Source organism: Streptomyces sp. NPDC001634, assembly GCF_040298185.1.
Taxonomy (GTDB): domain Bacteria; phylum Actinomycetota; class Actinomycetes; order Streptomycetales; family Streptomycetaceae; genus Streptomyces.
In genome coordinates this window covers 84510-107621 of sequence record NZ_JBEOZU010000018.1, presented here as the reverse complement: position 1 = coordinate 107621, position 23112 = coordinate 84510, and the positions used below count along the sequence as shown (strand labels likewise).

The window sequence follows — 23112 nt, the reverse complement described above, 5'->3', positions numbered from 1 at the left end:
GGCGCATTCGGACGGTGTTATGCGCTGGACGCGCGCCTATGACATAGGCGCAGGGGCGCATACGGCGTTGTTTTCGACGCTCCCGGCGTACGCCGTAGTTGAACAGTTGCGCTGTGGGGCCCTCGGTGGGATGGAAACCCTACGAACTTGGGTAAAAACTGTGTTGCGGCGCCACAGTTCATGATTCCCTCTCAACCACCAACGCAGCCCTCGGACGACCTGCGGACATCCGTCCCGCAGGCGTTCTGCCCGTCCGGGCCGACCCGGACGGCGTGCCCGACTGGCTGAGCCGGCCGAACTCCCGGTGCCTGACCGGGGTGTGCCGTAACCCCTCCCTCTTTTGCGTGCTAGCGGAGCCGATCCATGCTCACGACCCTGAATACCTCCTATACCGACACGCGCGCGGCCGACCTCGCCTGGACCCTGGGCCGCGAGCCGCTGCCCGCACTCGCCACACTCGACCTGGAACTCGCCGGTGCTCAGCTCCAGTTGAGACTCCTCGGCGCGTCCCACCAGGTGCTTCTGGAGGAGGAGCGGGGCACCTGTTCGGAAACGGTGGCGTGCATCGCGGGCTCCAGCACGCCCCTGCCGCTGGGTGTCGCCAAGCGAGTGGGCGACTGGGAGTACGAGTTCGCGGCCCGGGTCGAGGTCCTGTCCCCGCGGTCGTTCGCGGGCCGGGCCCAGGAGCTGCTGGCCCTGGTCTCCGACCACCCCAACGGCCTGGCGGGCGTCTTCCCGGGCAGCCCGCACGCGTTCACCGCGATGTTGGCCCAGCGCCACGAGGGCCAGGTCCACTGGCGCACGTGGCACGCATACCCGCAGGACGGCCAGTTGGTCGCGACCCGGACGCGAGTGGGAGTGCGGGAGCCGACGGCACAACTCGACACCGATGAGACGCAATTGAGCCCGTCGGGGGTGTGAGTACGAACAGGACGGTCATGCCGTGCGTGGGTGCCGCCCAACCAGGCAGTTCCACACGTGTGGGTGACAAAACCCTGCGCAACCGTGACGTAGCGTTCCCACCGTGATCGAACCGCACGCGCCCGCACCACCCGGCGCCCCACCCTCCTGGGGCGCGGCCGGCCAGGGCCAGGCGCGGCTGCCCGTACGCCCCGGCATCGGACGGTTCCTCGTCCTGGCCGGCGTGTTCGTCTGCGCGGCCTGCGGACTCGTCTACGAGCTCGAACTCGTCGCTCTGGCCTCGTACTTGACCGGCGACTCGGTCACCCAGGCCTCGGTCGTGCTCTCGGTGATGGTCTTCGCGATGGGCATCGGTTCGCTTGCCGCCAAGCGGCTGCGCTGCCGTGCCGCGGCCGGATTCGGTGCGGTGGAGGCGGCGCTCGCGCTCATCGGCGGCTGCAGCGCCATGGCCCTGTATGCGGTCTTCGCCTGGACCGGCGGCTGGGGCGGTGTCTGGTCGGGCGGCCCGCACAGCCTGCTGGTCGCCTTCTCCCTCGCCATCGGCCTGCTCATCGGCGCCGAGGTACCGCTCCTGATGGAGCTGATCCAGCGCATCCGCCGCCAGGACGCGGGCCGCGCGGTCGCGGACCTGTTCGCGGCGGACTACGTGGGCGCGCTGGTCGGCGGTCTCGCCTTCCCCTTTCTTCTGCTCCCGCAGCTCGGCCAGCTGACGGGCGCCCTGCTCACCGGCGCGGTCAACGCGGTCGCGGGAGGCGCCCTCGTCCTCGGTCTGTTCCGGCGGGATCTGTCCCGTCGTGGACGCCGGCTGCTCCTGATCGCCAACATCGTCGTGCTGGGCGTGCTCGCCACGGCGGCCGTCCTGGTCGACGACTTCGAACGGGCGGCACGCCAGGCGGTGTACGGCGGTGACGTACGGGTCGCCCTGCGCACCGGCGTCCAGGAGGTGGTGCTGACCGGCGGCACCCACGGCCGCCCGCTGGATCTGTTCGTCGACGGCCGACTGCGGCTGAGCGGCCGCGACGAGCGCCTCTATCACGAGGCGCTCGTGCACCCCGCGCTGAGCGGCGGCCCGCACGCGCGCGTGCTCATCCTCGGCGGCGGCGACGGCCTCGCGGCGCGCGAGGTGCTGCGGCACCCCGGAGTGGGACGGGTCGATGTGATCGAACCGGACTCCGCTGTGGTCCGGCTGGCCCGCCGCGACCCCGCCCTGTCCGCACTGAACGGCCACGCCTTCGCGGATCCGCGCGTCCACGTCCGTACGGCGGACACGTTCTGCTGGCTCCGGCACACGCGGCGGACGTACGACGTGGTGATCGCCGACCTCCCCGACCCCGGTATCACGGCGAGCACGAAGCTGTACTCGCTGGAGTTCTACGGCCTGGCCCGCCGGGTCCTGGCGGCCGATGGCCGGCTGGTGGTGCACGCGGGTCCGGTGATCACGCACCCGCGCGTCTTCTGGACCGTCGAGGCCACGATACGGGCGGCCGGTCTGCGTACGGTCCCGTACCGCGTCGACCGGCCCTCCTCCGGCTCCTGGGCGGGCGCGTCCCGGGCCCCGCGCGACTGGGGGTTCGTGCTCGCCGCCCGTACCCGCCCGGCCCTGACCCTGGACCCGCGCGAGCCGGGCCTGTGCATGCTGACCCGGGCGGCCCTGCGGGCGGACGCGCGCGCCGCGGTGCGCACCCGGGTGCGGGACCTGCCGCCGTCGACGCTGGTGCACCCGCGGTACACGAACTGACGACTCCTGGCTCCCGGGCCGTGCGAATCCCGTGATGCGGGGGTGCGGTGCGGGCCGTGCTGGGTAGGCTCGGCTGATATGGAGCATGAGGTGTTCGTTCCGGTTCCTGCCGAGCGGATCAGCGAGGCGCTGGCCGATCCCGTCCGGGTGGCGCGCGCGATCCCCGGGCTCCAGCAGGACGCGGGCACAGAGCCCGTCGCCGGCCGCCTGAAGGTACGCGTCGGCGGCCACACGATCACCTACCGTGGCAGCCTGCGGGTCACGGGCCAGGACGACGGCTCGTACATGGTGGAGGGCGAGGCTACGGAGGCCCGCGGCACGGGCACGGTGAAGCTGTCCCTGTCCCTGCGCCTGCTCCCGGCCCAGGGGGGTACGACGGTCGCGTTCTCGGGTACGGCCACCGGCGACGGCCGGATCGCCGAACTGCCCGGGGACACGGTGGCGTCGGCCGGGACACGGCTGCTGGGGCGGTTCGCGGAGAACCTGAGGGAGGGGGCGTCCGAGGCCGAGGGCGGAGCTGAGGCGGCTGCGGCCAAGGATGTTGAGCCGACGTCAGATGGTGCCTCGATCAAGGTATCTGACGAGCCGTCAATGGAGCGAGAGGCGCCGGAAGAGCCTTCCGAGCCGTCCGGCGAGCCCGAACCCCCCACCTCCTCGGTCCACGAAACCGACGTCCCCCCGTCGTCCCTCGACCCCTTCGCCGACGATGACGAACCCGACGATGACGAGCCCGACGACGACCTCGCATCCGGCACCGGCGGCTTCGGTGACGAGGGCGAACCTCCCGCGGAGGCGGCACACGCCCGCCGCACGATGATCGGCCGTAGCGCCGAGGAGGTCGACCACGCGCCCCCGCGCGGCCGCTACGCCCCCGTCCCCGCCCCGGAGACCGTGACGGCCACCGCGACCCTGCGCTGGGCGGCCCCGGCGGCGGCCCTGATCGTGGCGTCGGCGATCGTGGCGGGCCGGCTGCTGCGCCGCCGCCGCTGACCCGCGGAGCGGGGCGCACCTGCGCCGTCGTACGTCCTCCTGATCGGCCCAGTAGGGTCGGCCTCGTGAGTAACGACGAGATCACGTTGGCCGCGGGAGACGCGGAAGTCGTGCTGGCGCCGGCGAACGGCGGGCGCGTGAAGAGTCTGCGTGTGGGCGGTGCCGAGCTGCTGCGCCAGGGCGAGCGGTTCGGATGCTTCCCCATGGTCCCCTGGTGCGGGCGGATCCGGGACGGCAGGTTCCGTGACGGTGGCACGGTCCAGCAGATGCCCCTCAACGCTCCGCCGCACGCCATCCACGGCACCGCCCGCGACGGCGCCTGGCGCGTGGCCCGCGCCGACCGGACCGAGGCCGTCCTCACCTACGACCTGGTCGCCCCCTGGCCCTATGCCGGCCGCGTCACCCAGCTCGCCGCGCTCACGGGGGACTCCCTCTCGCTCACCATGTCCGTGGAGACGTACGACTCCTCGTTCCCGGCCCAGATCGGCTGGCACCCCTGGTTCAACCGCACCCTGGACGGCGAGGACGTACGCATCGACTTCAGCCCGGCCTGGCAGGAGGAGCGCGGCGACGACCATCTGCCCACCGGGAACCGCATCGACCCGAAGCCCGGCCCCTGGGACGACTGTTTCGGCATGCCCGGCGGCGTCGACGTCACCCTCACCTGGCCGGAGCGGCTGGAGCTGAAGGTCGCCAGCCGCGAGGAGTGGGTGGTGGTCTACGACGAGCAGCAGGAGGCGGTGTGCGTGGAGCCGCAGACCGGGCCGCCGAACGGCCTCAACACCCTCCCGCGCCTGGTCACGCCCATCGAGCCGCTGGAGGCCACGACCACCTGGACCTGGCGTCGCCTGTGAGCGTCACCCTTAAGCTGACTCGTATGAGTGACGTACGTGGCGCGCTGCTGCAGCAGATCAAGGACAAGGCCGTGGTGCACGGCAAGGTGACCCTCTCCTCGGGCCTGGAGGCCGACTACTACGTCGACCTGCGCCGCATCACCCTCGACGGCGAGGCCGCCCCGCTCGTCGGCCAGGTGCTGCTGGACCTGACCGCCGACCTGGACTTCGACGCGGTCGGCGGGCTCACGATGGGCGCGGACCCGGTCGCGGCCGCCATGCTGCACGCGGCCGCCGCACGGGGGAAGAAGCTGGACGCCTTCGTCGTCCGCAAGGCCGCGAAGGCGCACGGTCTGCAGCGGCGCGTGGAGGGTCCGGAGATCAAGGGCCGCCGGGTCCTGGTCGTCGAGGACACCTCCACCACCGGTGGCTCCCCGCTCACCGCGGTCGAGGCGGTGCGCGAGGCCGGGGCCGAGGTGGTCGCCGTCGCGACGATCGTCGACCGGGCCACGGGCGCGGCCGAGAAGATCCAGGAGGGCGCCGGGGTCCCCTACCTCTTCGCGTACTCGAAGGACGAGCTGGGCCTGGACTGACGGGCTCCCGAAGGAGTTATCCACAGGCCGAGACGCCAGCACCGAGCATCGGGTCAAGTCTGGAAAGATGGGGACGACGATGACGTCGCACCCTAGGTCAGGGCCCTAAGCAGAGCAGTACGCAACCCGCACATACAAGGAGCGGACAGATGCCCATCGCAACCCCCGAGGTCTACAACGAGATGCTCGACCGGGCGAAGGCAGGCAAGTTCGCCTACCCGGCCATCAACGTGACCTCGACCCAGACCCTGCACGCTGCGCTGCGCGGCTTCGCGGAGGCCGAGAGCGACGGCATCGTCCAGATCTCGACGGGTGGCGCCGAGTTCCTGGGCGGCCAGTACAGCAAGGACATGGTCACCGGCTCCGTGGCCCTGGCCGAATTCGCGCACATCGTCGCCGAGAAGTACCCGGTCAACGTCGCCCTGCACACGGACCACTGCCCGAAGGACAAGCTCGACGGCTATGTACGTCCGCTGCTCGCGATCTCCGAGGAGCGCGTGGCCCGTGGCGAGAACCCGCTGTTCCAGTCCCACATGTGGGACGGCTCCGCGGAGACCCTCGCCGACAACCTGAAGATCGCCCAGGAGCTGCTGGAGCGCGCCCGCGCCGCGAGGATCATCCTCGAGGTGGAGATCACCCCGACCGGCGGCGAGGAGGACGGCGTCTCCCACGAGATCAACGACTCCCTCTACACCACGGTCGACGACGCGATCCGCACGGCGGAGGCGCTGGGCCTCGGCGACAAGGGCCGCTACCTGCTGGCCGCCTCGTTCGGCAACGTGCACGGCGTGTACAAGCCGGGCAACGTCGTCCTGCGCCCCGACCTGCTGAAGGAGCTGAACGACGGCGTCGCCGCCAAGTTCGGCCTGACGGCCGGCAGCAAGCCGTTCAACTTCGTCTTCCACGGCGGCTCCGGCTCCACCGAGGAGGAGATCCGGACCGCGCTGGAGAACGGCGTGGTCAAGATGAACATCGACACGGACACCCAGTACGCCTTCACGCGTCCGGTGGCCGACCACATGTTGAAGAACTACGACGGCGTCCTGAAGGTCGACGGCGAGGTCGGCTCCAAGAAGACCTACGACCCGCGCACCTGGGGCAAGCTGGCGGAGGCGTCGATGGCCAAGCGCGTCGTCGAGGCCTGCGGCAACCTCCGGTCGACCGGCACGAAGATCAAGTAACCGGGCGTGGCCGACGAGCCCGGCGCCACCTGCGGCGCCGGGCTCGTCGTACCCCCGGGGTACACCTGGCTTGTGCGCGGCCAAGGGGGGATGATCCCTCCATGGCCGTCTCCGCACTGAGGGCCCCCGCCGTCAGGATGAGCTCCCCGCAGGGGAAGTGGATCCTCCTGACGACCGTGCTCGGCTCCAGCATGGTTCTGCTGGACTCGACCGTGGTCAACGTCGCCCTCCCCCATATCGGCCGCGATCTCAACGCGAGCCTCGCCGCTCTCCAGTGGACCGTCAACGCGTACATGGTCACGCTCGCCGGTCTGATCCTCCTCGGCGGCTCACTCGGCGACCACTTCGGCCGCCGCAAGGTCTTCGTCATCGGAGTCGTCTGGTTCGCGACCGCCTCGCTCCTGTGCGGCCTCGCCCCCACCTCCGGCGTGCTGATCGCCGCCCGCGCCCTGCAGGGCATCGGCGGCGCCTTGCTCACCCCCGGCTCGCTCGCGCTCATCCAGGCGTCGTTCCACCCGGACGACCGCGCACGGGCGGTCGGCCTGTGGTCCGGCTTCGGCGGCATCGGTGCCGCCGTCGGCCCGTTCCTCGGCGGGTGGCTGGTGGACGGTCCGGGCTGGCGCTGGGTCTTCCTCCTCAACGTCCCGCTGGCCCTGCTCTGCGCGCCCATCGCCGTCCGGCACGTACCGGAATCGTCCGACAGCCGCGCCCACGGCCGCTTCGACGTTCTCGGCGCCGCCCTCGGGGCCCTGTCCCTCGCCCTGGTGACGTACGCGCTCATCGAGGCCGGGCATGGCTCCGTGGCCGTGGCCCTGACGGCGGTCGCGGGCGTGCTCGCGGGCATCGCCTTCGTGTATGTCGAGAAGCACCGCGCCGACCCGATGATGCCGCTCGACATCTTCAGGTCCCGCCAGTTCACGGCGGTCAACCTGGTGACCCTCTGCGTCTATGCGGCCTTCGGCGGGTTCTTCTTCCTCACCGCCCTCCAGCTCCAGGTGGTGGCGGGCTACTCGGCACTCCAGGCCGGTACGGCCCTGCTGCCCACGACCGCCCTCATGCTCCTCTTCTCGTCCCGCTCGGGCGCCCTCGCCGAGCGCATCGGCCCGCGCATCCCGCTCACGGTCGGCCCGCTGCTGTGCGCGGCGGGCCTGCTGCTGATGCTGCGCGTCGGCAAGGGCGCCTCGTACGCCGTCGACGTCCTGCCCGCCCTGCTGGTCATGGGCGCGGGCATGGTCACCCTGGTCGCCCCGCTGACCGCCACCGTGCTCGCCTCGGTGGACACCGGGCGGGCGGGCCTTGCCAGCGGCATCAACAACGCGGCGGCCCGCGCCGCCGGCCTGATCGCCGTGGCCGCGCTGCCGCTGCTCACCGGGATGGGCCCGGAGGCGTACCGTTCGGCGGACGCGTTCGACGCCGCCTTCCGCCGGGCGATGCCGCTGTGCGCGGGTGTCCTGGTGGCCGGGGCGGCGCTCGCCTTCGCGACCGTTCGCCGTCCGGCGCCGGACTGCCTCCACCCCGAATGCCGCACGCACGGCTGTGTGACGTCCCCGCCGTTGGAGCCCGAGCCCGAGTCCGGGCCCGGGCCCGGGTCCACGGCCTCAGACACCGACCAGGTGTCGTGACGAGGGCGCGCCGCTGCTCTCGTATCGTCTGGACACCACCGTTGTCGATCAAGGGCAATGCCTCACACTGGAACCCATGACGATCCACGAGAACCTCCTCGGGGGCCCGCCCCCGACGCATCTCCCCGACGACCCGGAGCCGAGGGAGCTCCTCGCCAACGGCGTGGCGCCCGCCGACGTCGCCGCCAAGCACCCCGCCTCCTCGCTCGCGTGGGCCCAGCTGGCCGACGACGCGTTCGAGCGGGGCGCGGTCGTCGAGTCGTACGCCTACGCCCGTACGGGCTACCACCGCGGTCTGGACGCCCTGCGCCGCAACGGCTGGAAGGGCCACGGCCCCGTGCCCTGGGAGCACGAGCCCAACCGCGGATTCCTGCGTGCCCTGCACGCCCTCGCGCGTGCCGCGCAGGGCATCGGCGAGCAGGAGGAGTACGAGCGCTGCAGCCAGTTCCTGAAGGACTCCTCGCCGACGGCGGCCCAGACGCTCGGCTGAGTCCTGTCGTCGACTGGTCCTGAAGAGTGCCAAGGCCCGCCTGTGACCGGGCGGGCCTTGCGGTGTCCGGGCATCATTGCGCAGGATTCCGGGTGGGGACCGGGGCCCCCGTGCCGGCATCGGCAGGGGCGGACCGCTACCCGGAGTACAACAGGAGACAGCGATGTCCCAACAGGCTCACCAGACCCCTCAATCCCATGAGGCTCATGAGCCCGAGACCCCGCATCTCGACTTCCAGGGCACGACGCCGTACGAGGACTACGTCAAGGCGGATGTGCTCACCCACCTCCAGCACACCCTCTCCGACGACCCCGGAGAGATGGTCTTCCTGGTCACGACCCAGGTGATGGAGCTGTGGTTCACGGTGATCGTCCACGAGTGGGAGACCGCGGCGCGCGCCCTGCGCGAGGACCGGGTGCCGGTGGCGATCGACGCGCTGAAGAGGTCCGTACGGGAACTGGAGGCGCTGAACGCGTCCTGGCGGCCCCTCGCCCAGCTGACGCCCGCCCAGTTCAACTCCTACCGCTCCGCCCTCGGCGAGGGCTCCGGCTTCCAGTCGGCGATGTACCGCCGCATGGAGTTCCTGCTCGGCGAGAAGTCCGCGTCGATGCTGGTTCCCCACCGGGGCGCACCGCGCGTCCACGCCGAACTGGAGAAGGCGCTGCACGAGCCGAGCCTGTACGACGAGGTGCTGCGGCTGCTCGCCCGGCGCGGGCACGCTGTCCCGGACGCCGTGCTGGGACGGGACGTCTCCCACAGGTACGAGCCGTCGGAGGACGTGGAGGCGGTGTGGGCCGCCCTCTACTCCGGGGATTCCACGGACGAACTCGCCCGGCTGGGCGAGGCGTTGACCGATGTGGGGGAACTGGTGTGGCGCTGGCGCAACGACCACCTGGTGGCCACCCGGCGCGCGATGGGCGCCAAGCCCGGCACGGGCGGCTCCGCCGGGGTGGCCTGGCTGGAGAAGCGGGCGCAGAAGAGCGTGTTCCCCGAGCTGTGGACGGCGAGGTCCCATGTCTGAGCTGAGGGTGAGGGCAGGGCAGCTGGACGCGGCCGACGAGCTGGCCGGGGTGCGCGCGAAGTTCGTGCTCGACACCGTGTCCGATCATGCGGTCGGCGCCGCGGACATCTATCTGGACGGGAACTCACTGGGCGCCCTTCCGGCCGTCGTACCGGGCCGGGTGGAGGACGTCGTCCGCAGGCAGTGGGGATCGCTCCGGATCCGCTCCTGGGACGAGAGCGGCTGGTGGACGGCGCCGGAACGGATCGGCGACCGCATCGCCCCGCTGGTCGGGGCGGCGTCCGGGCAGGTCGTGGTGGGCGACTCGACCAGCGTCAATGTGTTCAAGGCACTGGTGGCGGCCGTGCGCATGGCCGCCGAGGACGGGAACGGCCGGGACGAGATCGTGGTCGACGCGACGACGTTCCCGACGGACGGGTACATCGCCGCGTCGGCGGCGAGGATGACCGGCTGCACACTCCGGCCGGTCGTTCCGGCCGAGGTGCCGGACGTCCTGTCCGACCGTACGGCGGCGGTGCTGCTGAACCACGTCGACTACCGCACGGGCCGCCTGCACGACCTGCCCGGTCTGACGGCCGCCGTGCACGCGGCGGGCGCGTACGCCGTCTGGGACCTGTGCCACAGCGCGGGCGCGCTGCCGGTCGGCCTGGACGAGCACGGGGTCGATCTGGCGGTCGGCTGCACGTACAAGTACCTCAACGGGGGCCCGGGCTCACCGGCGTACCTGTACGTACGGCGGTCGCTGCAGGACCGCTTCGACTCCCCGCTGCCGGGCTGGAACTCGCACGCGGAGCCCTTCGGCATGCGGACGGACTACGAACCGGCGCCGGGCGCGCTGCGCGGTCGCGTCGGCACCCCGGACATCCTGTCCATGCTCGCCCTGGAGGCGGCACTGGAGGTCTGGGACGGCGTCTCGATCGACGCGGTGCGTGCCAAGTCGCTCGCCCTGACGGACTTCTTCCTGGAGTGCGTCGGTGCGTACGTCCCCGCGGGCCGGGTGGAGTCACTGACCCCGGTGGCCCACGAGCAGCGCGGGAGCCAGGTCGCGCTGCGCTGTGAGGACGCAGGTGATGTGATGAAGCGTCTGATCGAGGGCGGCGTGGTCGGCGACTTCCGCGCGCCGGACGTGCTGCGCTTCGGGTTCACGCCGCTGTACGTGGGCTTCGCGGACGTGGAGCGCGCGGCGCGGGTGCTGGCGGAGACCGTGTGCTGACATAGCAGCGGGCACCCCGTGCGCCGGGTTGCGCGGCCTCCCCCGGTCCGTCCCGGCGCACGTCACCCGCCTGATACCGTCCCCGCCAACGGCCGATCATCTTCCGGCCGTCGCGTACGAATAACGTTTCGCCGCCGAGAGGTTGGAACATGCCGGACGACGCCGCCCCCCGCGATGCCGCAGAACCGGACGACGCCGCGCGTGCCGCAGCCGTCCGCGACGCCGCGGAGCAGGCGTCCGCCTTCTCGCACCCGCCGGTGGAGCCCGACGCCACCGCCGCGTACGGCGATCACCCCGATCAGGTGATCGACTTCTATGTGCCGCGCGAGGCCGAGCCGGCCGGCGCGACGGATGCCGCGCCTCTCGTCGTCATCCTGCACGGCGGCGCGTGGCGGGCTCCGTACGACCGCCGGCACGTCACCCCGTTCGCGGACTTCCTGGCCCGCCGGGGCTTCGCCGTGGCCAACGTCGAGTACCGCCGGGGCGCGCTCATCCCGTCCCAGGCCGCCGGGGCCGCGAGCCCGGATGCGGGCGGGGGCGGTGGTACGACGCCGGTGGCGGGCCGGTGGCCGGACACGTTCGACGACGTCGCGGCCGCGTTCGACGCTCTTCCTGCGCTTGTGCGCGAGATGCTGCCGCAGGCCGACGCGCGCCGCATGGTGATCACCGGCCACTCGGCGGGCGGCCACCTCGCGTTGTGGGCCGCGGCCCGCCACGTCCTTCCACCGGACGCCCCGTGGCGCACGGACCGCCCGGCCCCGCTGCGCGGTGTCGTGGCGCTCGCCCCGATCGCGGACTTCCACGCCGCCGAGAAGCTGGAGGTGTGCGGGGACGCTGCGGTCCAACTCCTCGGCGGAAAAGGCCCGTTCGCCGAGCGTCGGCCGTACGCGGACCCGGCTCTCCTGCTGCCCACCGGCATCGCCACGACCCTCGTCCAGGGCCGCACGGACATCGTGGTCCCCCAGGCCGTCGCCGAGTCGTACGCGGAGGCGGCGGCGCGGGCGGGCGAGGTCGTGGGCCTCACGCTCCTCGAGGACGTCGGTCACTTCCCCCTGATCGATCCGGCCGCGGACGCGTGCGCGGTGGTCGCGGAGGAGATCGCTCAACTGGCGTGGTAGTCCCGGAGGCTCCCCGGTCATACCCGTAGTACCTGAGAGCTACCTGCGAGGTGAGCTCCCTGGCATGACGCGGACGACGAGTCACGCTCCGTAACTTCCTTTCCACGACGGCCCGATGGGCGGTCGGGCGGAAGGGGAGGACGGGGGCGACATGGAGTTCCGGGGGAGCCGGACGGCCGCGGTGATGTACGCGGACGGGGCGGGCGAGGCAGGCCGGACGGTCGGGGCGGGGATGAGCGGCGGTTCTGCCGGGGGTGCCCGGCGGGGCGAGAGAGCCGATCGGGCTGACGGTGTTGATCGGGCTGGCGGTGTTGATCGGGCTCACGGTGGCGATCGGGCTGAAGGTGTCGACCGGGTCGCTGCGGAGGGCAGCGGGCGCGGTCGTCGTCGGCATATCGGGCGGCTGAGTCTCGGCGGACTTCAGCCGGGCCGCCTCCGCCGCTCCCTGGTCGCCGTGCTGGTCATGGCTGCCGTGGTCGTTCCGCTCTCGGCCGCCGCGCGTCCCCGGATTCCGGCCCCGCCCCCGGCGGCGCTCGCCCCGATCTCGGTGGCCACGCTCACTGAGACGTACGCGGCGAACCGTGCCAACGCCGCCGAGGCGTCCCGGATGGCCGCGGCCCACGGTGACCACGGCCGCGCAGCGTCGGACCGTGCCATGGCCTCCCCGGCCCGCGACTTCCTGGCCTTCGACGGCCGGGGTACGGGCCGTGCGACGGAGGTCTTCGGAGACCTGGCCACGGCGCAGCACATCGCGGTCCTGGTCCCGGGTTCCGACACGACGCTGGACACGTACAACCGCTTCCGCGCGGGCGCGCTCGCCCTCCACAACAGCACGGGCCCGCACACCGCGGTCATCGCCTGGCTCGGCTACGACACGCCCCGCATGCTCAGCACGGGTGCCCTCACGACGACCCGGGCCGATGAGGCCGCCCCGCTGCTGGACCGGTTCATACGCGAACTGCGCGGTGCGGTGGGCCGCTTGCCCCGTATCTCCCTCCTCTGCCACTCCTACGGGACGGTGGTTTGCGCCGGCGGGGCCGCCGGTGCGGACATCCAGGACGTCGTCCTGGTCGGCAGCCCCGGCACGGGAGTGGACTCCGCTGCCGCCCTGCACACACACGCCCGCGTCTGGGCGGCCCGCGGCGTCGGCGACTGGATCGGCGATGTGCCCCACATCAGCGCGGACCTGTTCGGCACCACCGTCGGCTTCGGCACGGACCCGGTGTCCCGGGCCTACGGCGCCCGTGTCTTCGCCGCGGGGACCGGCGGCCACAGCGACTACTTCAAACCGGGCTCGGTCTCCCTGACCAATCTGGCTCGGATCGTCCTCGGCAAGACGTCGGAGGTGACCCATGCGTGAGATCGGTCCGCACCGGCCGGCCCTGAACGCCCTGCGCACCGCGGCCGGCCGAATAGACACGGCCACCCCCGCGGAGCGGGACCGCGCGGTCGACGCCCTGCGCGCCTTCGCGATCCTCGGCGTGGTCCTGGGCCACTGGCTGGTGACCGCCCTGGTCGCGGACGGCGGGGCCCTGCACACCGCGAGCCCGCTGCACCACATGCCGTGGCTGGCCCCCATTTCCTGGGTGTTCCAGACGCTCGCCGTGTTCTTCCTGGTGGGTGGCCATGTGGCGACGAAGGGGTATGCGTCGGCACGCGCGCGGGGCGTCACCTACGGCAAGTGGCTCGGCAGCCGACTGACCCGGCTGTTCAAGCCCGTCGCGGCCGTGGTGACCCTGTGGGCGGTCGTGGCCTGCGGCCTGCTGGTGACGGGTGCGGACGACGGCACCGTCCGCACCCTGGTGAAGCTGGCCCTGTCGCCCCTGTGGTTCCTGCTGGTCTTCGCGGCCCTGACGGCGGCGACCCCGCTGCTGACGCGTCTCAACCCGCTGTGGCCGCTGGCCGTCGTCCTCCATGTGGACCTCGTCCGCTTCGGATTCGGCGGCCCGTCCCGGCTCGGCTGGGTGAACCTGGCAGCGGGCTGGCTCGTGCCGTACACGCTGGGTGCGGCCTGGACGCGCGGCGAGCTGGACGGCCGGCGCGCGGGATGGGTGCTGCTGGTCGGCGGCGCGGCGGCGACTGCGGGGCTGGTGGCGTTGGCGGGTTACCCGGCGTCGATGGTGGGTGTTCCGGGCTCCGCGGTTTCCAACCTCAACCCGCCGACGCTGGCCGCCGTCACCTTCGGCCTGGCCCAGTGCGGACTGGCACTCCTGCTGCGCGAACGGCTGCGCCGCGCGATGCGCCGTCCCCTGACCTGGGCGGCGGTGGCGCTGGTGAACCTCTCCGCGATGACGATCTTCCTCTGGCATCAGACGGCCCTGATGGCTACCACCGCGACGGGCCTTCTGGCGGGACGCCTGCCGGGCCTGCACACCGTCCCCGACGACCTGACCTGGGTGGCGTTCCGGCTGGCCTGGCTCCCGGGGTTCGTCCTCGTCCTCGCCGTGTGCTGGTCCGCCTTCCGCTCCTACGAGCAGGGGCCGCGCCGTACCAGGGGCCGTCGTTCCCGCGTGGTCCGCGTCCACCGACGCTCCGGCCGTACGGCAGCCAGGACGACTCATGGTGCCTAGGGTTGACCGGGTGAACGGTGGGGAGCACAGCGGTGTTGCGGACGGCGACGACTTCGCCGGGCCCCGCGGTATGCGGGGGGTGACTTCGCCGGGCGGCCCCGGGATCCCGGTCGGCCCTGCCCCGCCGGGCGGGCCCACCCGTCAGCAGCCCCCGACCGCCCGCCATCTGCTGCGGCGGTTGCACGGTCTGCTTCGCATGCTCCGCGACGACCTGTGGACCGTGGCCCGGCATCCGTTGCCTCCCCTGTCCCGTCCCCGGCTACTGCGGTGGCTGCCTCACGTCCTGGTTCTCCTGCTCGCCGTGGAGTTGACCGGCCTCAACACGGTCCTGCTGCAGAGCGACTACCAGATGAGCGTCGCGTTCGCGTTGGCGGTGGCGCTGATGCAGGGGACCGCTGTGGGCCTCGCGCTGTGGCGGCCCGTTCCGGCCTGGTGGCTGTCGTCGTTCGCCGCCTTCCTGGCCGCCGAGGCGGTCCGGCCACGGCTGAGCCCGAGCGTGCCCATGGGCATCCACTACGAGCCGGTCGGCCCTTTGCCTGCCGGAACCATGATCAGCGCAGGCGTCCCCTGGCCGTGGACCCCGGCGACCATCGCCGTACAGGCGCTTGTGCTGTTCCTGCTCGCCCTGCGCATGCCCACCCGGGTCGCCGTGGAGGCCCTGGCACTGACCGTCGCTTCGGCGTATGTCATCGAGGGACTCGTGGGCGAGGTCGCCTACTCCTCGACGGGCGTGCTCGCGGTGGTCGTCTTCGTCGGCGTAGTTCTGCTCGGCATGGCGCTGCGCGGCCGTCGTGAGGCGCGCACGCAACTCGTCGAACTGACCACCGTCACCGCCGAGGAGCGCGCCCGCCGCGCCCTCCTGGAGGAGCGCAACCGCATCGCCCGTGAACTGCACGATGTCGTCGCGCACCATATGTCGGTCATCTCCATCCAGGCCCAGGTCGCCCCTCACCTGGTGGAGAACCCGCCCGACGAACTGAAGGAGAACCTCGACGGCATCCGCAAGAACGCGCTGGAGGCCCTGACCGAACTGCGCCGCGTCCTGGGCGTGCTGCGCTCGGAGAACCCCGAGGACCCCTACGGCATAGGGAGCGGCAGCGGCGCAGCCCCCGACTCCCCGCAGCCCACCCTCGACCGGCTCGACGCCCTGGTGGAGAACACCCGCGCGGCCGGTCTGGAGGTACTGACGGAGATCACCGGCGAGGTGCGGCCGCTGTCACCCGGTGTGGAGCTGTCCGCGTACCGGATCATCCAGGAGGCCCTCAGCAACGCGCTGCGGCACGCCCCCGGCTCCACCGTCCGTGTCGAACTCGCCTATTTCCCGCGGGGCCTGCAGGTGCGGGTCATCAACTCCCGTCCCACGCGCCCGGCCCCGCTCTCTCCGGGCGCGGGCCACGGCCTGCTCGGCATGCGGGAGCGCGCCGTGATGCTCGGTGGCACCCTCGTCACGTCCGAGACGTCGTGCGGCGGCTTCGCGGTGGCGTGCTTCCTGCCCAGCCCCAAGGACCCGCCGCCCGACGACGACCCCACCCCTGCGACAGGAGAAGAGAAGCGATGACGAGCAGCACCATCCGCGTACTGATCGCGGACGACCAGATGATGGTCCGGCAGGGCTTCACGGTGCTGCTCAACACCCGGCCCGATATCGAGGTCGTCGGACAGGCCGTCGACGGGAAGGACGCGATCGCCAAGGTTGCCGAACTCTCCCCGGACGTCGTCCTGATGGACATCCGCATGCCCGAGCTGGGCGGTATCGAAGCGACCCGCCGCATCACCGAGGACAACCCGCACCCCAAGGTCCTGGTGCTCACCACCTTCGACCTCGACGAGTACGTGTACGACGCCCTGCGCGCCGGCGCCTCCGGCTTCCTCCTCAAGGACGCCTCCGCCGACCAGCTCGCCGAAGCGGTACGGGTGGTGGCGGCGGGTGACGCGCTGCTCGCGCCCGGGATCACCCGGCGGCTGATCGCCGAGTTCTCCCGCCTGGGCAGTACGCCCCGTGCTCCGCTCAAGGAGCGTGTCGGCGATCTCACCGAGCGGGAGACGGAGGTTCTCGCCCTCATCGCCCAGGGCCTGTCGAACGCGGAGATCGCCGAACGCCTTGTCGTGGCCGAGCAGACCGTGAAGACCCATGTGGGGCGCATCCTGGTGAAACTGGGCCTGCGGGACCGCACCCAGGCGGCGGTGTTCGCGTACGAGTCGGGCCTGGTGCGGCCGGGCGGCGGCCGCTGAAAGGATCCTACGAGTGACCGAAACCAGCCCACCCACAACGTAAGGACCCGCAGTAGGGACCCGTAGTACCTGAGACGGACCCCGAAGGACCCTCCTCACTGGTGACGACCGCGGCCCCCCACTCCGCCTACCGTTTTTGATGTGACCGAGATGCCGCACACGCAGACCACGCACGAAGGCGCGTTCAGCCCGCGCAAACCGCGCAGCCCCGAGTTCCGGTTGGCCGCGGACGCCCTGCGCGGGCTGCGGCAGGACCTGGTCCATGACGCCTTCGCCTACCGCCCGTTGCCCCGCATGAGCGTGGACGGTCCGCTCACCCGCAGGTTGCGGGGCCGCATGCGGGAGCGCGCGGTCTGGACGCCGCATGCCGTCGTCGTCGCGGCCGGCGCGCTGGCCATGTTCGCGGCCTGGTCGAGCCGTGGCGGCGACGCGCTGGGCGCGGTGTGGGGCATCCTCGTCCTGGTCCCGGTGCTGCTGACGCTGGTCCGGCCGGCCGGTGCCTTCTGGATCTCCCTCGCGTCGACCGCCCTCGTCGCCCTCCTGGGTGGCGCAGCGATGGACTGGCCGTGGGCGCCCGGCAGCTTCGTCTCCCACCTGGTGGTGCTCACGGTCGTGGCGATCCGTACGCGCCCGCGCGTGGCCGGGTGGATGTGGCTGCTGACGGCGGCCTTCGGCCTCCTCGCCGAGTCGGGCTTCATCTGGCGCCCCTACGACGGCACGAACACCGGACCGATGCTGGTCCTCTCCGCGCTGATCCTTCTCGTCGTCACCGTCCGGCACATCCGCCGGGAGGCCGAGCAGGAAATGACCGTCCAGCAGTCGGTGACCGCGCACGAGCGCTCCAAGCGGACCCTGCTGGAGGAGCGCACGACGATCGCCCGTGAACTGCACGACGTGGTCGCCCACCACATGTCGGTGGTCGCCATCCAGGCGGAGGCCGCGCCGTACCGCGTGGAGAACCCGCCGCCGGAGCTGGAGAAGGCCTTCACCACCATCCGGGAGAACGCGGTGGCGGCCCTGACCGAGCTGCGCCGTGTCCTGGGCGTCGTACGGGCGGAGGACTACGAAGCCCCGGACGCACCGCAGCCCACCCTGGCCGACCTGGACGCCCTGCTGGCGAACGTGCGGGACGCGGGCCTCACCGTCGACAAGGTGGTCACGGGCGCGGTGCGTGAACTCCCGCAGGGCGTCGAGCTGTCGGCGTACCGCATAGTCCAGGAGGCGCTCAGCAACACATTGCGGCACGCACCGGGCGCCACGGCCCGGGTGGAGATCGGCTATGTGCTCGGCGGGCTGGGCCTGCGCATAGTCAACGGCCCCGCGCCGCAGGTCATGCTGGAGAAGTCCATGCACGGCGCCGGTCATGGCATAACGGGCATGCGCGAGCGGGTCTCGATGCTCAACGGCGAGATGACGGCGGGGGAGATGCACGACGGAGGGTATGAGGTGACGGTGTTCCTGCCGGTGGCCACGGCGGATGATGCCGCGTGACGAGTGGCACCATCCGCGTACTGATCGCCGACGACCAGATGATGGTCCGGGAGGGCTTCTCGGTGCTGCTCGGCGCGATGCCGGACATCGAGGTCGTCGGGGAGGCGGTCAACGGAAGGGAGGCGGTCGACCGGGTCCGTGAACTGGCCCCGGACGTCGTGCTGATGGACATCCGCATGCCGGAGCTGAACGGTATCGAGGCGACCCGGGAGATCGTCGCCGCGAACGGCTCGGCGAAGGTGCTGGTGCTGACGACGTTCGACCTCGACGAGTACGTGTACCAGGCACTGCGGGCGGGAGCCTCCGGTTTTCTCCTCAAGGACGCCTCGGCGCGCCAGCTCGCCGACGGGGTGCGGGTGGTGGCGTCCGGCGAGGCCCTGCTGGCCCCCTCGGTGACCAAGCGGCTGATCGCGGAGTTCTCGAAGCTGTCCGATCGGCCGCGTTTCGGGCCCGTGCAGGCGGCGTACGGCGATCTGACCGAGCGGGAGACGGAGGTGCTGGTCCTGATCGCCCAGGGCCTGTCGAACGTGGAGATCGCCGAGCGGCTCGTGGTCGCGGAGTCGACGATCAAGACCCATGTGAGCCGGATCCTGGTGAAGCTGGGGCTGCGGGACCGGACGCAGGCGGCGGTGTTCGCGTACGAGGCGAGACTGGTGACACCGGGCTGACCCGCCGGCGGCCCCGGCGGGTGAGACACCTCTGGTCAGAGAGGGGGAGGCCGGGCTAGCGTCCGGGCATGGCAGCCCGATCCGACCTCGCGTTCGACCCCTGGGACCCGGCGTTCGTCGCCGACCCGTACCCCGCCTATGCCGAGCTGCGTGCGCGGGGCCGTGTGCACTACTACGAGCCCAGCAACCAGTGGCTGGTGGCGCACCACGCGGATGTCTCGGCGCTGCTGAGGGACAGGCGCCTCGGGCGGACGTATCAGCACCGTTTCACGCATGAGGACTTCGGCCGGACGGCGCCGCCGCCCGAGCAGGAGCCGTTCCACACGCTCAACGACCACGGGATGCTGGACCTGGAGCCGCCGGACCACACCCGTATCCGGCGACTGGTGTCGAAGGCGTTCACGCCGCGGACGGTGGAGCAGCTGGGGCCGTATGTGCACGGGCTGGCCGGCGACCTCGTGTCCCGTCTGGTGGAGGCGGGCGGGGGTGACCTGCTGAAGGATGTCGCCGAGCCGCTGCCTGTCGCGGTGATCGCCGAGATGCTGGGCATCCCGGAGGCGGACCGCGCACAGCTGCGGCCCTGGTCGGCGGACATCTGCGGGATGTACGAGCTCAGCCCGTCGCAGGAGACGGCGCGGAAGGCGGTGCGGGCGTCGGTCGAGTTCTCGGACTACCTCCGGGAACTGATCGCGGAGCGCCGCAAGGAGCCGGGCGAGGACCTGATCTCCGGGCTGATCGCGGCGTACGACGAGGGCGACCGGCTCACCGAGCAGGAGATGATCTCGACCTGTGTGCTGCTGCTGAACGCGGGTCACGAGGCGACGGTGAACGCGACGGTGAACGGCTGGTGGGCGCTGTTCCGCAACCCGGCCCAGCTGGCTGCGCTGCGCGCGGACCACTCGCTCGTCCCGACCGCGGTGGAGGAGCTGATGCGGTACGACACCCCGCTCCAGCTCTTCGAGCGCTGGGTCCTGGACGAGATCGAGATCGACGGCACGGTGATCCCGCGGGGCGCGGAGATCGCGATGCTGTTCGGCTCGGCGAACCACGACCCGGCGGTCTTCACCGCCCCCGAGCAACTGGACCTGACCCGCACGGACAACCCGCACATCTCCTTCAGCGCGGGCATCCACTACTGCATCGGCGCGCCGCTCGCCCGTATCGAGCTGGCGGCATCCATGACGGCCCTGCTGGAGAAGGCTCCGACGCTGCGACTGGCGGCCGAGCCGCAGCGGAAGCCGAACTTTGTGATCAGGGGGCTGGAGGGGCTGGGCGTGGAGATCAGCTGACCGAAGCCCTCAGGTGGTCACGTCCCGCCTCCGCAACCCCACCAGCCCGGCGACCACCAGTACCACCGCAATCCCGGTCAGCGTCAGCACCGGCCCCCACGCCATCTCCCCGCCCGGCAGCTTCGGCAGATGCCCGAACGGGGACACGTCCAGTACCGCCTGTGGAAGGTTCAGCGCGGGCCCCACCCAGCCGATCAGCAGCGCGGCCCCCGCCACGCCCCACGCCGCCACGGCACCCCGGGGGAGCACCCCGTAAAGGAGGACCGCCACTCCGCCGATCACCCAGATCGCCGGAAGTTGCACCAGGCAGGCGCCCAGGATCGGGCCCACCTCCTTGCCGTAGCCCAGCGCGAAGCCCAGGGCCGCCAGCAGCATGATCAGTACGGCTCCGCCGAAGGCGATCAGCAGGTGACCGGCGGCCCACCGCAGCCGGCCCACCGCGGTCGCCAGCACCGGCTCCGCCCGGCCCGATGTCTCCTCGCCGCTCAGGCGCAACACGGCTGCCACGATGTACAGGGCCGCGACCAGGCCCATGACGCCCACCATCGCGGAGAGGAACGCGTCCGTCAGCCCGGACTGGCCGCCCATGCGTTCGAAGATCTCGCGGGCCTTCTCGTTGTCGCCGACGAGCTTCGTGGCGCCGGTCGTCATCGCGCCGTAGACGACCCCTGCGAGGAAGAAGCCGACGCCCCAGCCCAGCACGCTGCCGCGCTGCAGCCGCCAGGCCAGCGCGCCCGCCGAGCCCAGGCGGCCGGTGGCGGGGCCAGGGAGCGTGGGCAGGAAGCTCATGCCGATGTCACGGCGGCCGGCGAGTGTGTAGGCCACCGCGCCCTGGACCATCGCCACCGCGGCGAAGAGAAGGAGCACCCACCAGCGTTCGCCCGCGTACGAGCGTTCGTTCTCCAGCCAGCCGAGCGGGGAGAGCCAGGTCAGCACGGAGGAGCCGTGGTTCGCCGCCGCGTCGCCCGCCGCGCGCAGTATGAAGGCGGCGCCCAGCACCGCGGCCGTCAGCCCGCGCGCCAGCCGTGCGCTCTCCGTCAGCTGCGCGACGATCGCCGCCATCGTGGCGAAGACCATGCCCACGCCCGCGACCGCAAGCCCGAGCGACAGGGCCCCGGCGGCCCCGTGCCGGGCCAGGCCCGCCGTGATCACCAGCGCGAGTGCGCCGTTCGCGACCGCTGTGACCAGCAGCGCCGCCGTCAGCGGGGCGCGCCGCCCCACCATCGCCGAGGAGATCAGTTCCTGCCGTCCGCTCTCCTCCTCGTCGCGGGTGTGCCGTACGACGACGAGCAGGCTCATGACCGCGGCGAGCAGTCCGGCGTAGACGCCGACGCGCCAGGCGGTGAGTGCGCCCAGCGACTGGCCGAAGACCGGTCCGACCATGGCCCGCAGCGAGGTGTTGGTGGCCATCTGGTCGACCAGGTCGGCGCGGTCGGCCGGGGTGCTGTACAGGCTCTTCAGGGTGCCCGGCATCGACAGCACCATCAGGGCGTTGACGGCGACCCAGACCGGGATCATCACCCGGTCGCGGCGCAGGGCGAACCCGAGCAGCGTTCCCGTACCGGCCAGTTGACGTGATCCCCCGGTCCGTACGGCGAAGGCCGATGCCGCCGCGGTCATCGGGACACCGCCCCCTCGTGGGGCTCCTCGCGGAGATCGTCCTCGTAGTGCCGCAGGAACAGCTCCTCCAGCGTCGGCGGTGTCGACGTCAGCGACCGCACCCCCGCTTCGCCGAGCGACCTGAGCACCCCGTCCAGTTTGTCCGTGTCGACCTGGAGCCGGACCCGGTGACCCTGTACGTCGAGGTCGTGGACGCCCGGCAGGTGCGCCAGCCCGTTGGGCGGGCCGGCGAGTTCGGCGGTGACGCTCGTCCGCGTCAGATGACGCAGGTCGGCGAGCGAACCGGTCTCGACCGTGCGGCCCTTGCGGATGATGCTCACCCGGTCGCAGAGCTCCTCGACCTCGCTGAGGATGTGCGAGGAGAGAAGGACCGTACGGCCGCGGTCGCGCTCCTCCTCCACGCAGCGCTGGAAGACCTCCTCCATCAGCGGGTCGAGGCCCGATGTCGGCTCGTCGAGGATCAGCAGGTCGACGTCCGAGGCGAAGGCGGCGACGAGGGCGACCTTCTGCCGGTTGCCCTTGGAGTACGTCCGGCCCTTTTTCGTCGGGTCCAGTTCGAACCGCTCGATCAGCTCCGCCCGGCGCCGCCGGTCGAGGCCTCCGCGTGTGCCTCCGCGCAGCCGACCGTACAAATCGATGACCTCGCCGCCGGAGAGGTTGCGCCACAAGGTCACGTCGCCGGGGACGTAGGCGATCCGGCGGTGCACCTCCACCGCGTCCGTCCACGGGTCGCGGCCGAGCACCTGTGCGGCGCCGGAGTCGGCGCGCAGCAGGCCCAGCAGGACCCGGATGGTGGTCGACTTCCCGGCACCGTTCGGGCCGAGGAAGCCATGGACCTCGCCGCTCTCGACATCCAGGTCGAGGCCGTCCAGTGCGTGCGTCCTGCCGAATGACTTGTGCAGTCCGGAAACGGTGATGGCCTTCGTCATGCTTCGGAAGGTACGCTTATTTCAGAAATTTGTGAAGTTAAGGAAGTGTACAAACTCCGGATAGACTGTGGACGGTGTCCGAGCAGGGGAGATGATCGACGCATGGCGGACGCAGTGGGGCGTGATCCGGAAACGGTGTCGAAGTTCGTGGAGACCTTCGCGGCGCAGCTCGTCGAGGCGGGCATGCAGCGGATGCCGGCCAGGGTCTTCGCCGCGCTCCTCGCCTCCGACGAGGGCGCCCTGACCTCCGCCGAGCTGGGCGAACAACTGAAGGTCAGCCCCGCCGCCGTCTCCGGGGCGGTGCGTTACCTGGCCCAGCAGCACATGGTCTCGCGTGAGCGCGAACCCGGTTCACGGCGCGAGCGGTACCGGGTGCACAGCAACCAGTGGTACGAGGCCCTCACCAACCGCGAGGCCGTCCTCAAGCGGTGGGAGAGCGCCCTGCGTGAAGGCGTCGTCAGTCTCGGCGCCACCACCCCGGCGGGGCGCCGCATGGCCGAGACGCTCGCCTTCTTCGAGTTCGTCGACGGCGAGATCTCGGCCATGATGGAGCGGTGGCGGGTGCACCGCGAGAGGACCTTCGGTCAGTGAAG

21 protein-coding genes are annotated in these 23112 nt (G+C 71.7%); 19 read left to right on the top strand and 2 right to left on the bottom strand.

The genetic code is table 11. The annotated features are described in order from the left end of the window. Window positions 1-363: 363 nt before the first annotated feature. The 18 genes from ABT186_RS14545 (at window position 364) to ABT186_RS14460 (ending at window position 19970) form a co-directional block, all read left to right on the top strand. The gene (locus ABT186_RS14545) at window positions 364-921 is read left to right on the top strand and encodes a DUF2617 family protein (protein WP_351223025.1); all 558 of its coding nucleotides are present in this window, start codon (window positions 364-366) and stop codon (window positions 919-921) included. 103 nt (window positions 922-1024) lie between these two features. Further along, a complete protein-coding gene (locus ABT186_RS14540) occupies window positions 1025-2659 on the top strand; it encodes a polyamine aminopropyltransferase (protein ID WP_351223027.1) in 1635 nt (544 codons plus the stop codon). Between the two features lie 78 nt (window positions 2660-2737). After that, on the top strand, window positions 2738-3649 hold the full coding sequence (locus tag ABT186_RS14535) for an SRPBCC domain-containing protein (protein WP_351925250.1): 912 nt from the start codon (window positions 2738-2740) through the stop codon (window positions 3647-3649). Between the two features lie 65 nt (window positions 3650-3714). After that, entirely contained in the window at window positions 3715-4503 is a 789-nt protein-coding gene (locus ABT186_RS14530) for an aldose epimerase family protein (RefSeq protein WP_351223031.1), read from the top strand. A 23-nt stretch (window positions 4504-4526) separates the two neighbouring features. Further along, the gene (gene pyrE / locus ABT186_RS14525) at window positions 4527-5075 is read left to right on the top strand and encodes an orotate phosphoribosyltransferase (RefSeq protein ID WP_351925248.1); all 549 of its coding nucleotides are present in this window, start codon (window positions 4527-4529) and stop codon (window positions 5073-5075) included. 149 nt (window positions 5076-5224) lie between these two features. Then, a complete protein-coding gene (gene fbaA / locus ABT186_RS14520; protein WP_351223035.1) occupies window positions 5225-6256 on the top strand; it encodes a class II fructose-bisphosphate aldolase in 1032 nt (343 codons plus the stop codon). Between the two features lie 101 nt (window positions 6257-6357). Then, a complete protein-coding gene (locus tag ABT186_RS14515) occupies window positions 6358-7878 on the top strand; it encodes an MFS transporter (RefSeq protein WP_351223037.1) in 1521 nt (506 codons plus the stop codon). 76 nt (window positions 7879-7954) lie between these two features. Continuing rightward, a complete protein-coding gene (locus ABT186_RS14510; RefSeq protein ID WP_351223039.1) occupies window positions 7955-8368 on the top strand; it encodes a DUF3151 domain-containing protein in 414 nt (137 codons plus the stop codon). A 163-nt stretch (window positions 8369-8531) separates the two neighbouring features. Next, window positions 8532-9389 carry a tryptophan 2,3-dioxygenase family protein gene (locus ABT186_RS14505; RefSeq protein WP_351223041.1) on the top strand — a complete coding sequence of 286 codons (858 nt, stop codon included), beginning with the start codon at window positions 8532-8534 and terminating at the stop codon, window positions 9387-9389. After that, window positions 9382-10602, top strand: coding sequence for a kynureninase (gene kynU, locus ABT186_RS14500; RefSeq protein WP_351223043.1), 1221 nt, complete (start codon window positions 9382-9384; stop codon window positions 10600-10602). The genes ABT186_RS14505 and kynU overlap by 8 nt, the downstream gene beginning before the upstream one ends. Before the next feature lie 149 nt (window positions 10603-10751). Then, window positions 10752-11720: an alpha/beta hydrolase gene (locus tag ABT186_RS14495; protein WP_351223045.1), complete on the top strand. Its 969-nt coding sequence runs from the start codon at window positions 10752-10754 to the stop codon at window positions 11718-11720. A 394-nt stretch (window positions 11721-12114) separates the two neighbouring features. After that, on the top strand, window positions 12115-13080 hold the full coding sequence (locus ABT186_RS14490) for an alpha/beta hydrolase (protein WP_351223129.1): 966 nt from the start codon (window positions 12115-12117) through the stop codon (window positions 13078-13080). After that, window positions 13073-14290: an acyltransferase family protein gene (locus ABT186_RS14485; RefSeq protein ID WP_351925246.1), complete on the top strand. Its 1218-nt coding sequence runs from the start codon at window positions 13073-13075 to the stop codon at window positions 14288-14290. Before ABT186_RS14490 ends, ABT186_RS14485 begins: the two co-directional genes overlap by 8 nt. Window positions 14291-14486: 196 nt before the next feature. Then, window positions 14487-15848 carry a sensor histidine kinase gene (locus ABT186_RS14480; RefSeq protein WP_351223131.1) on the top strand — a complete coding sequence of 454 codons (1362 nt, stop codon included), beginning with the start codon at window positions 14487-14489 and terminating at the stop codon, window positions 15846-15848. Continuing rightward, window positions 15845-16522 carry a response regulator gene (locus ABT186_RS14475; RefSeq protein WP_351223049.1) on the top strand — a complete coding sequence of 226 codons (678 nt, stop codon included), beginning with the start codon at window positions 15845-15847 and terminating at the stop codon, window positions 16520-16522. Before ABT186_RS14480 ends, ABT186_RS14475 begins: the two co-directional genes overlap by 4 nt. A 141-nt stretch (window positions 16523-16663) precedes the next feature. Continuing rightward, entirely contained in the window at window positions 16664-18013 is a 1350-nt protein-coding gene (locus ABT186_RS14470) for a sensor histidine kinase (RefSeq protein WP_502973201.1), read from the top strand. Beyond that, window positions 18010-18681: a response regulator gene (locus tag ABT186_RS14465; RefSeq protein WP_351223051.1), complete on the top strand. Its 672-nt coding sequence runs from the start codon at window positions 18010-18012 to the stop codon at window positions 18679-18681. Before ABT186_RS14470 ends, ABT186_RS14465 begins: the two co-directional genes overlap by 4 nt. Before the next feature lie 68 nt (window positions 18682-18749). Next, entirely contained in the window at window positions 18750-19970 is a 1221-nt protein-coding gene (locus tag ABT186_RS14460) for a cytochrome P450 (RefSeq protein WP_351223053.1), read from the top strand. 9 nt (window positions 19971-19979) lie between these two features. Here ABT186_RS14460 and ABT186_RS14455 read toward each other — a convergent pair whose 3' ends face one another. Together ABT186_RS14455 and ABT186_RS14450 are read right to left on the bottom strand one after the other, a co-directional pair. Continuing rightward, window positions 19980-21590 carry an ABC transporter permease gene (locus ABT186_RS14455; RefSeq protein WP_351223055.1) on the bottom strand — a complete coding sequence of 537 codons (1611 nt, stop codon included), beginning with the start codon at window positions 21588-21590 and terminating at the stop codon, window positions 19980-19982. Then, complete coding sequence (locus tag ABT186_RS14450) at window positions 21587-22519, bottom strand: ABC transporter ATP-binding protein (RefSeq protein ID WP_351925244.1); 933 nt, start codon at window positions 22517-22519, stop codon at window positions 21587-21589. The genes ABT186_RS14455 and ABT186_RS14450 overlap by 4 nt, the downstream gene beginning before the upstream one ends. 102 nt (window positions 22520-22621) lie before the next feature. Between ABT186_RS14450 and ABT186_RS14445 the strand changes: the two genes are divergently transcribed. Next, on the top strand, window positions 22622-23110 hold the full coding sequence (locus tag ABT186_RS14445; RefSeq protein ID WP_351223059.1) for a GbsR/MarR family transcriptional regulator: 489 nt from the start codon (window positions 22622-22624) through the stop codon (window positions 23108-23110). Window positions 23111-23112: the final 2 nt, after the last annotated feature.

Coding starts and splice junctions, on each gene's coding strand:
- ABT186_RS14515 (WP_351223037.1), top strand. CDS start 6,358: ATGGCCGTCTCCGCACTGAGGGCCCCCGCCGTCAGGATGAGCTCCCCG.
- ABT186_RS14460 (WP_351223053.1), top strand. CDS start 18,750: ATGGCAGCCCGATCCGACCTCGCGTTCGACCCCTGGGACCCGGCGTTC.
- ABT186_RS14455 (WP_351223055.1), bottom strand. CDS start 21,590: ATGACCGCGGCGGCATCGGCCTTCGCCGTACGGACCGGGGGATCACGT.
- ABT186_RS14485 (WP_351925246.1), top strand. CDS start 13,073: ATGCGTGAGATCGGTCCGCACCGGCCGGCCCTGAACGCCCTGCGCACC.
- ABT186_RS14545 (WP_351223025.1), top strand. CDS start 364: ATGCTCACGACCCTGAATACCTCCTATACCGACACGCGCGCGGCCGAC.
- ABT186_RS14535 (WP_351925250.1), top strand. CDS start 2,738: ATGGAGCATGAGGTGTTCGTTCCGGTTCCTGCCGAGCGGATCAGCGAG.
- kynU (WP_351223043.1), top strand. CDS start 9,382: ATGTCTGAGCTGAGGGTGAGGGCAGGGCAGCTGGACGCGGCCGACGAG.
- ABT186_RS14475 (WP_351223049.1), top strand. CDS start 15,845: ATGACGAGCAGCACCATCCGCGTACTGATCGCGGACGACCAGATGATG.
- fbaA (WP_351223035.1), top strand. CDS start 5,225: ATGCCCATCGCAACCCCCGAGGTCTACAACGAGATGCTCGACCGGGCG.
- ABT186_RS14505 (WP_351223041.1), top strand. CDS start 8,532: ATGTCCCAACAGGCTCACCAGACCCCTCAATCCCATGAGGCTCATGAG.
- ABT186_RS14510 (WP_351223039.1), top strand. CDS start 7,955: ATGACGATCCACGAGAACCTCCTCGGGGGCCCGCCCCCGACGCATCTC.
- ABT186_RS14495 (WP_351223045.1), top strand. CDS start 10,752: ATGCCGGACGACGCCGCCCCCCGCGATGCCGCAGAACCGGACGACGCC.
- ABT186_RS14450 (WP_351925244.1), bottom strand. CDS start 22,519: ATGACGAAGGCCATCACCGTTTCCGGACTGCACAAGTCATTCGGCAGG.
- ABT186_RS14445 (WP_351223059.1), top strand. CDS start 22,622: ATGGCGGACGCAGTGGGGCGTGATCCGGAAACGGTGTCGAAGTTCGTG.
- pyrE (WP_351925248.1), top strand. CDS start 4,527: ATGAGTGACGTACGTGGCGCGCTGCTGCAGCAGATCAAGGACAAGGCC.
- ABT186_RS14480 (WP_351223131.1), top strand. CDS start 14,487: ATGCTCCGCGACGACCTGTGGACCGTGGCCCGGCATCCGTTGCCTCCC.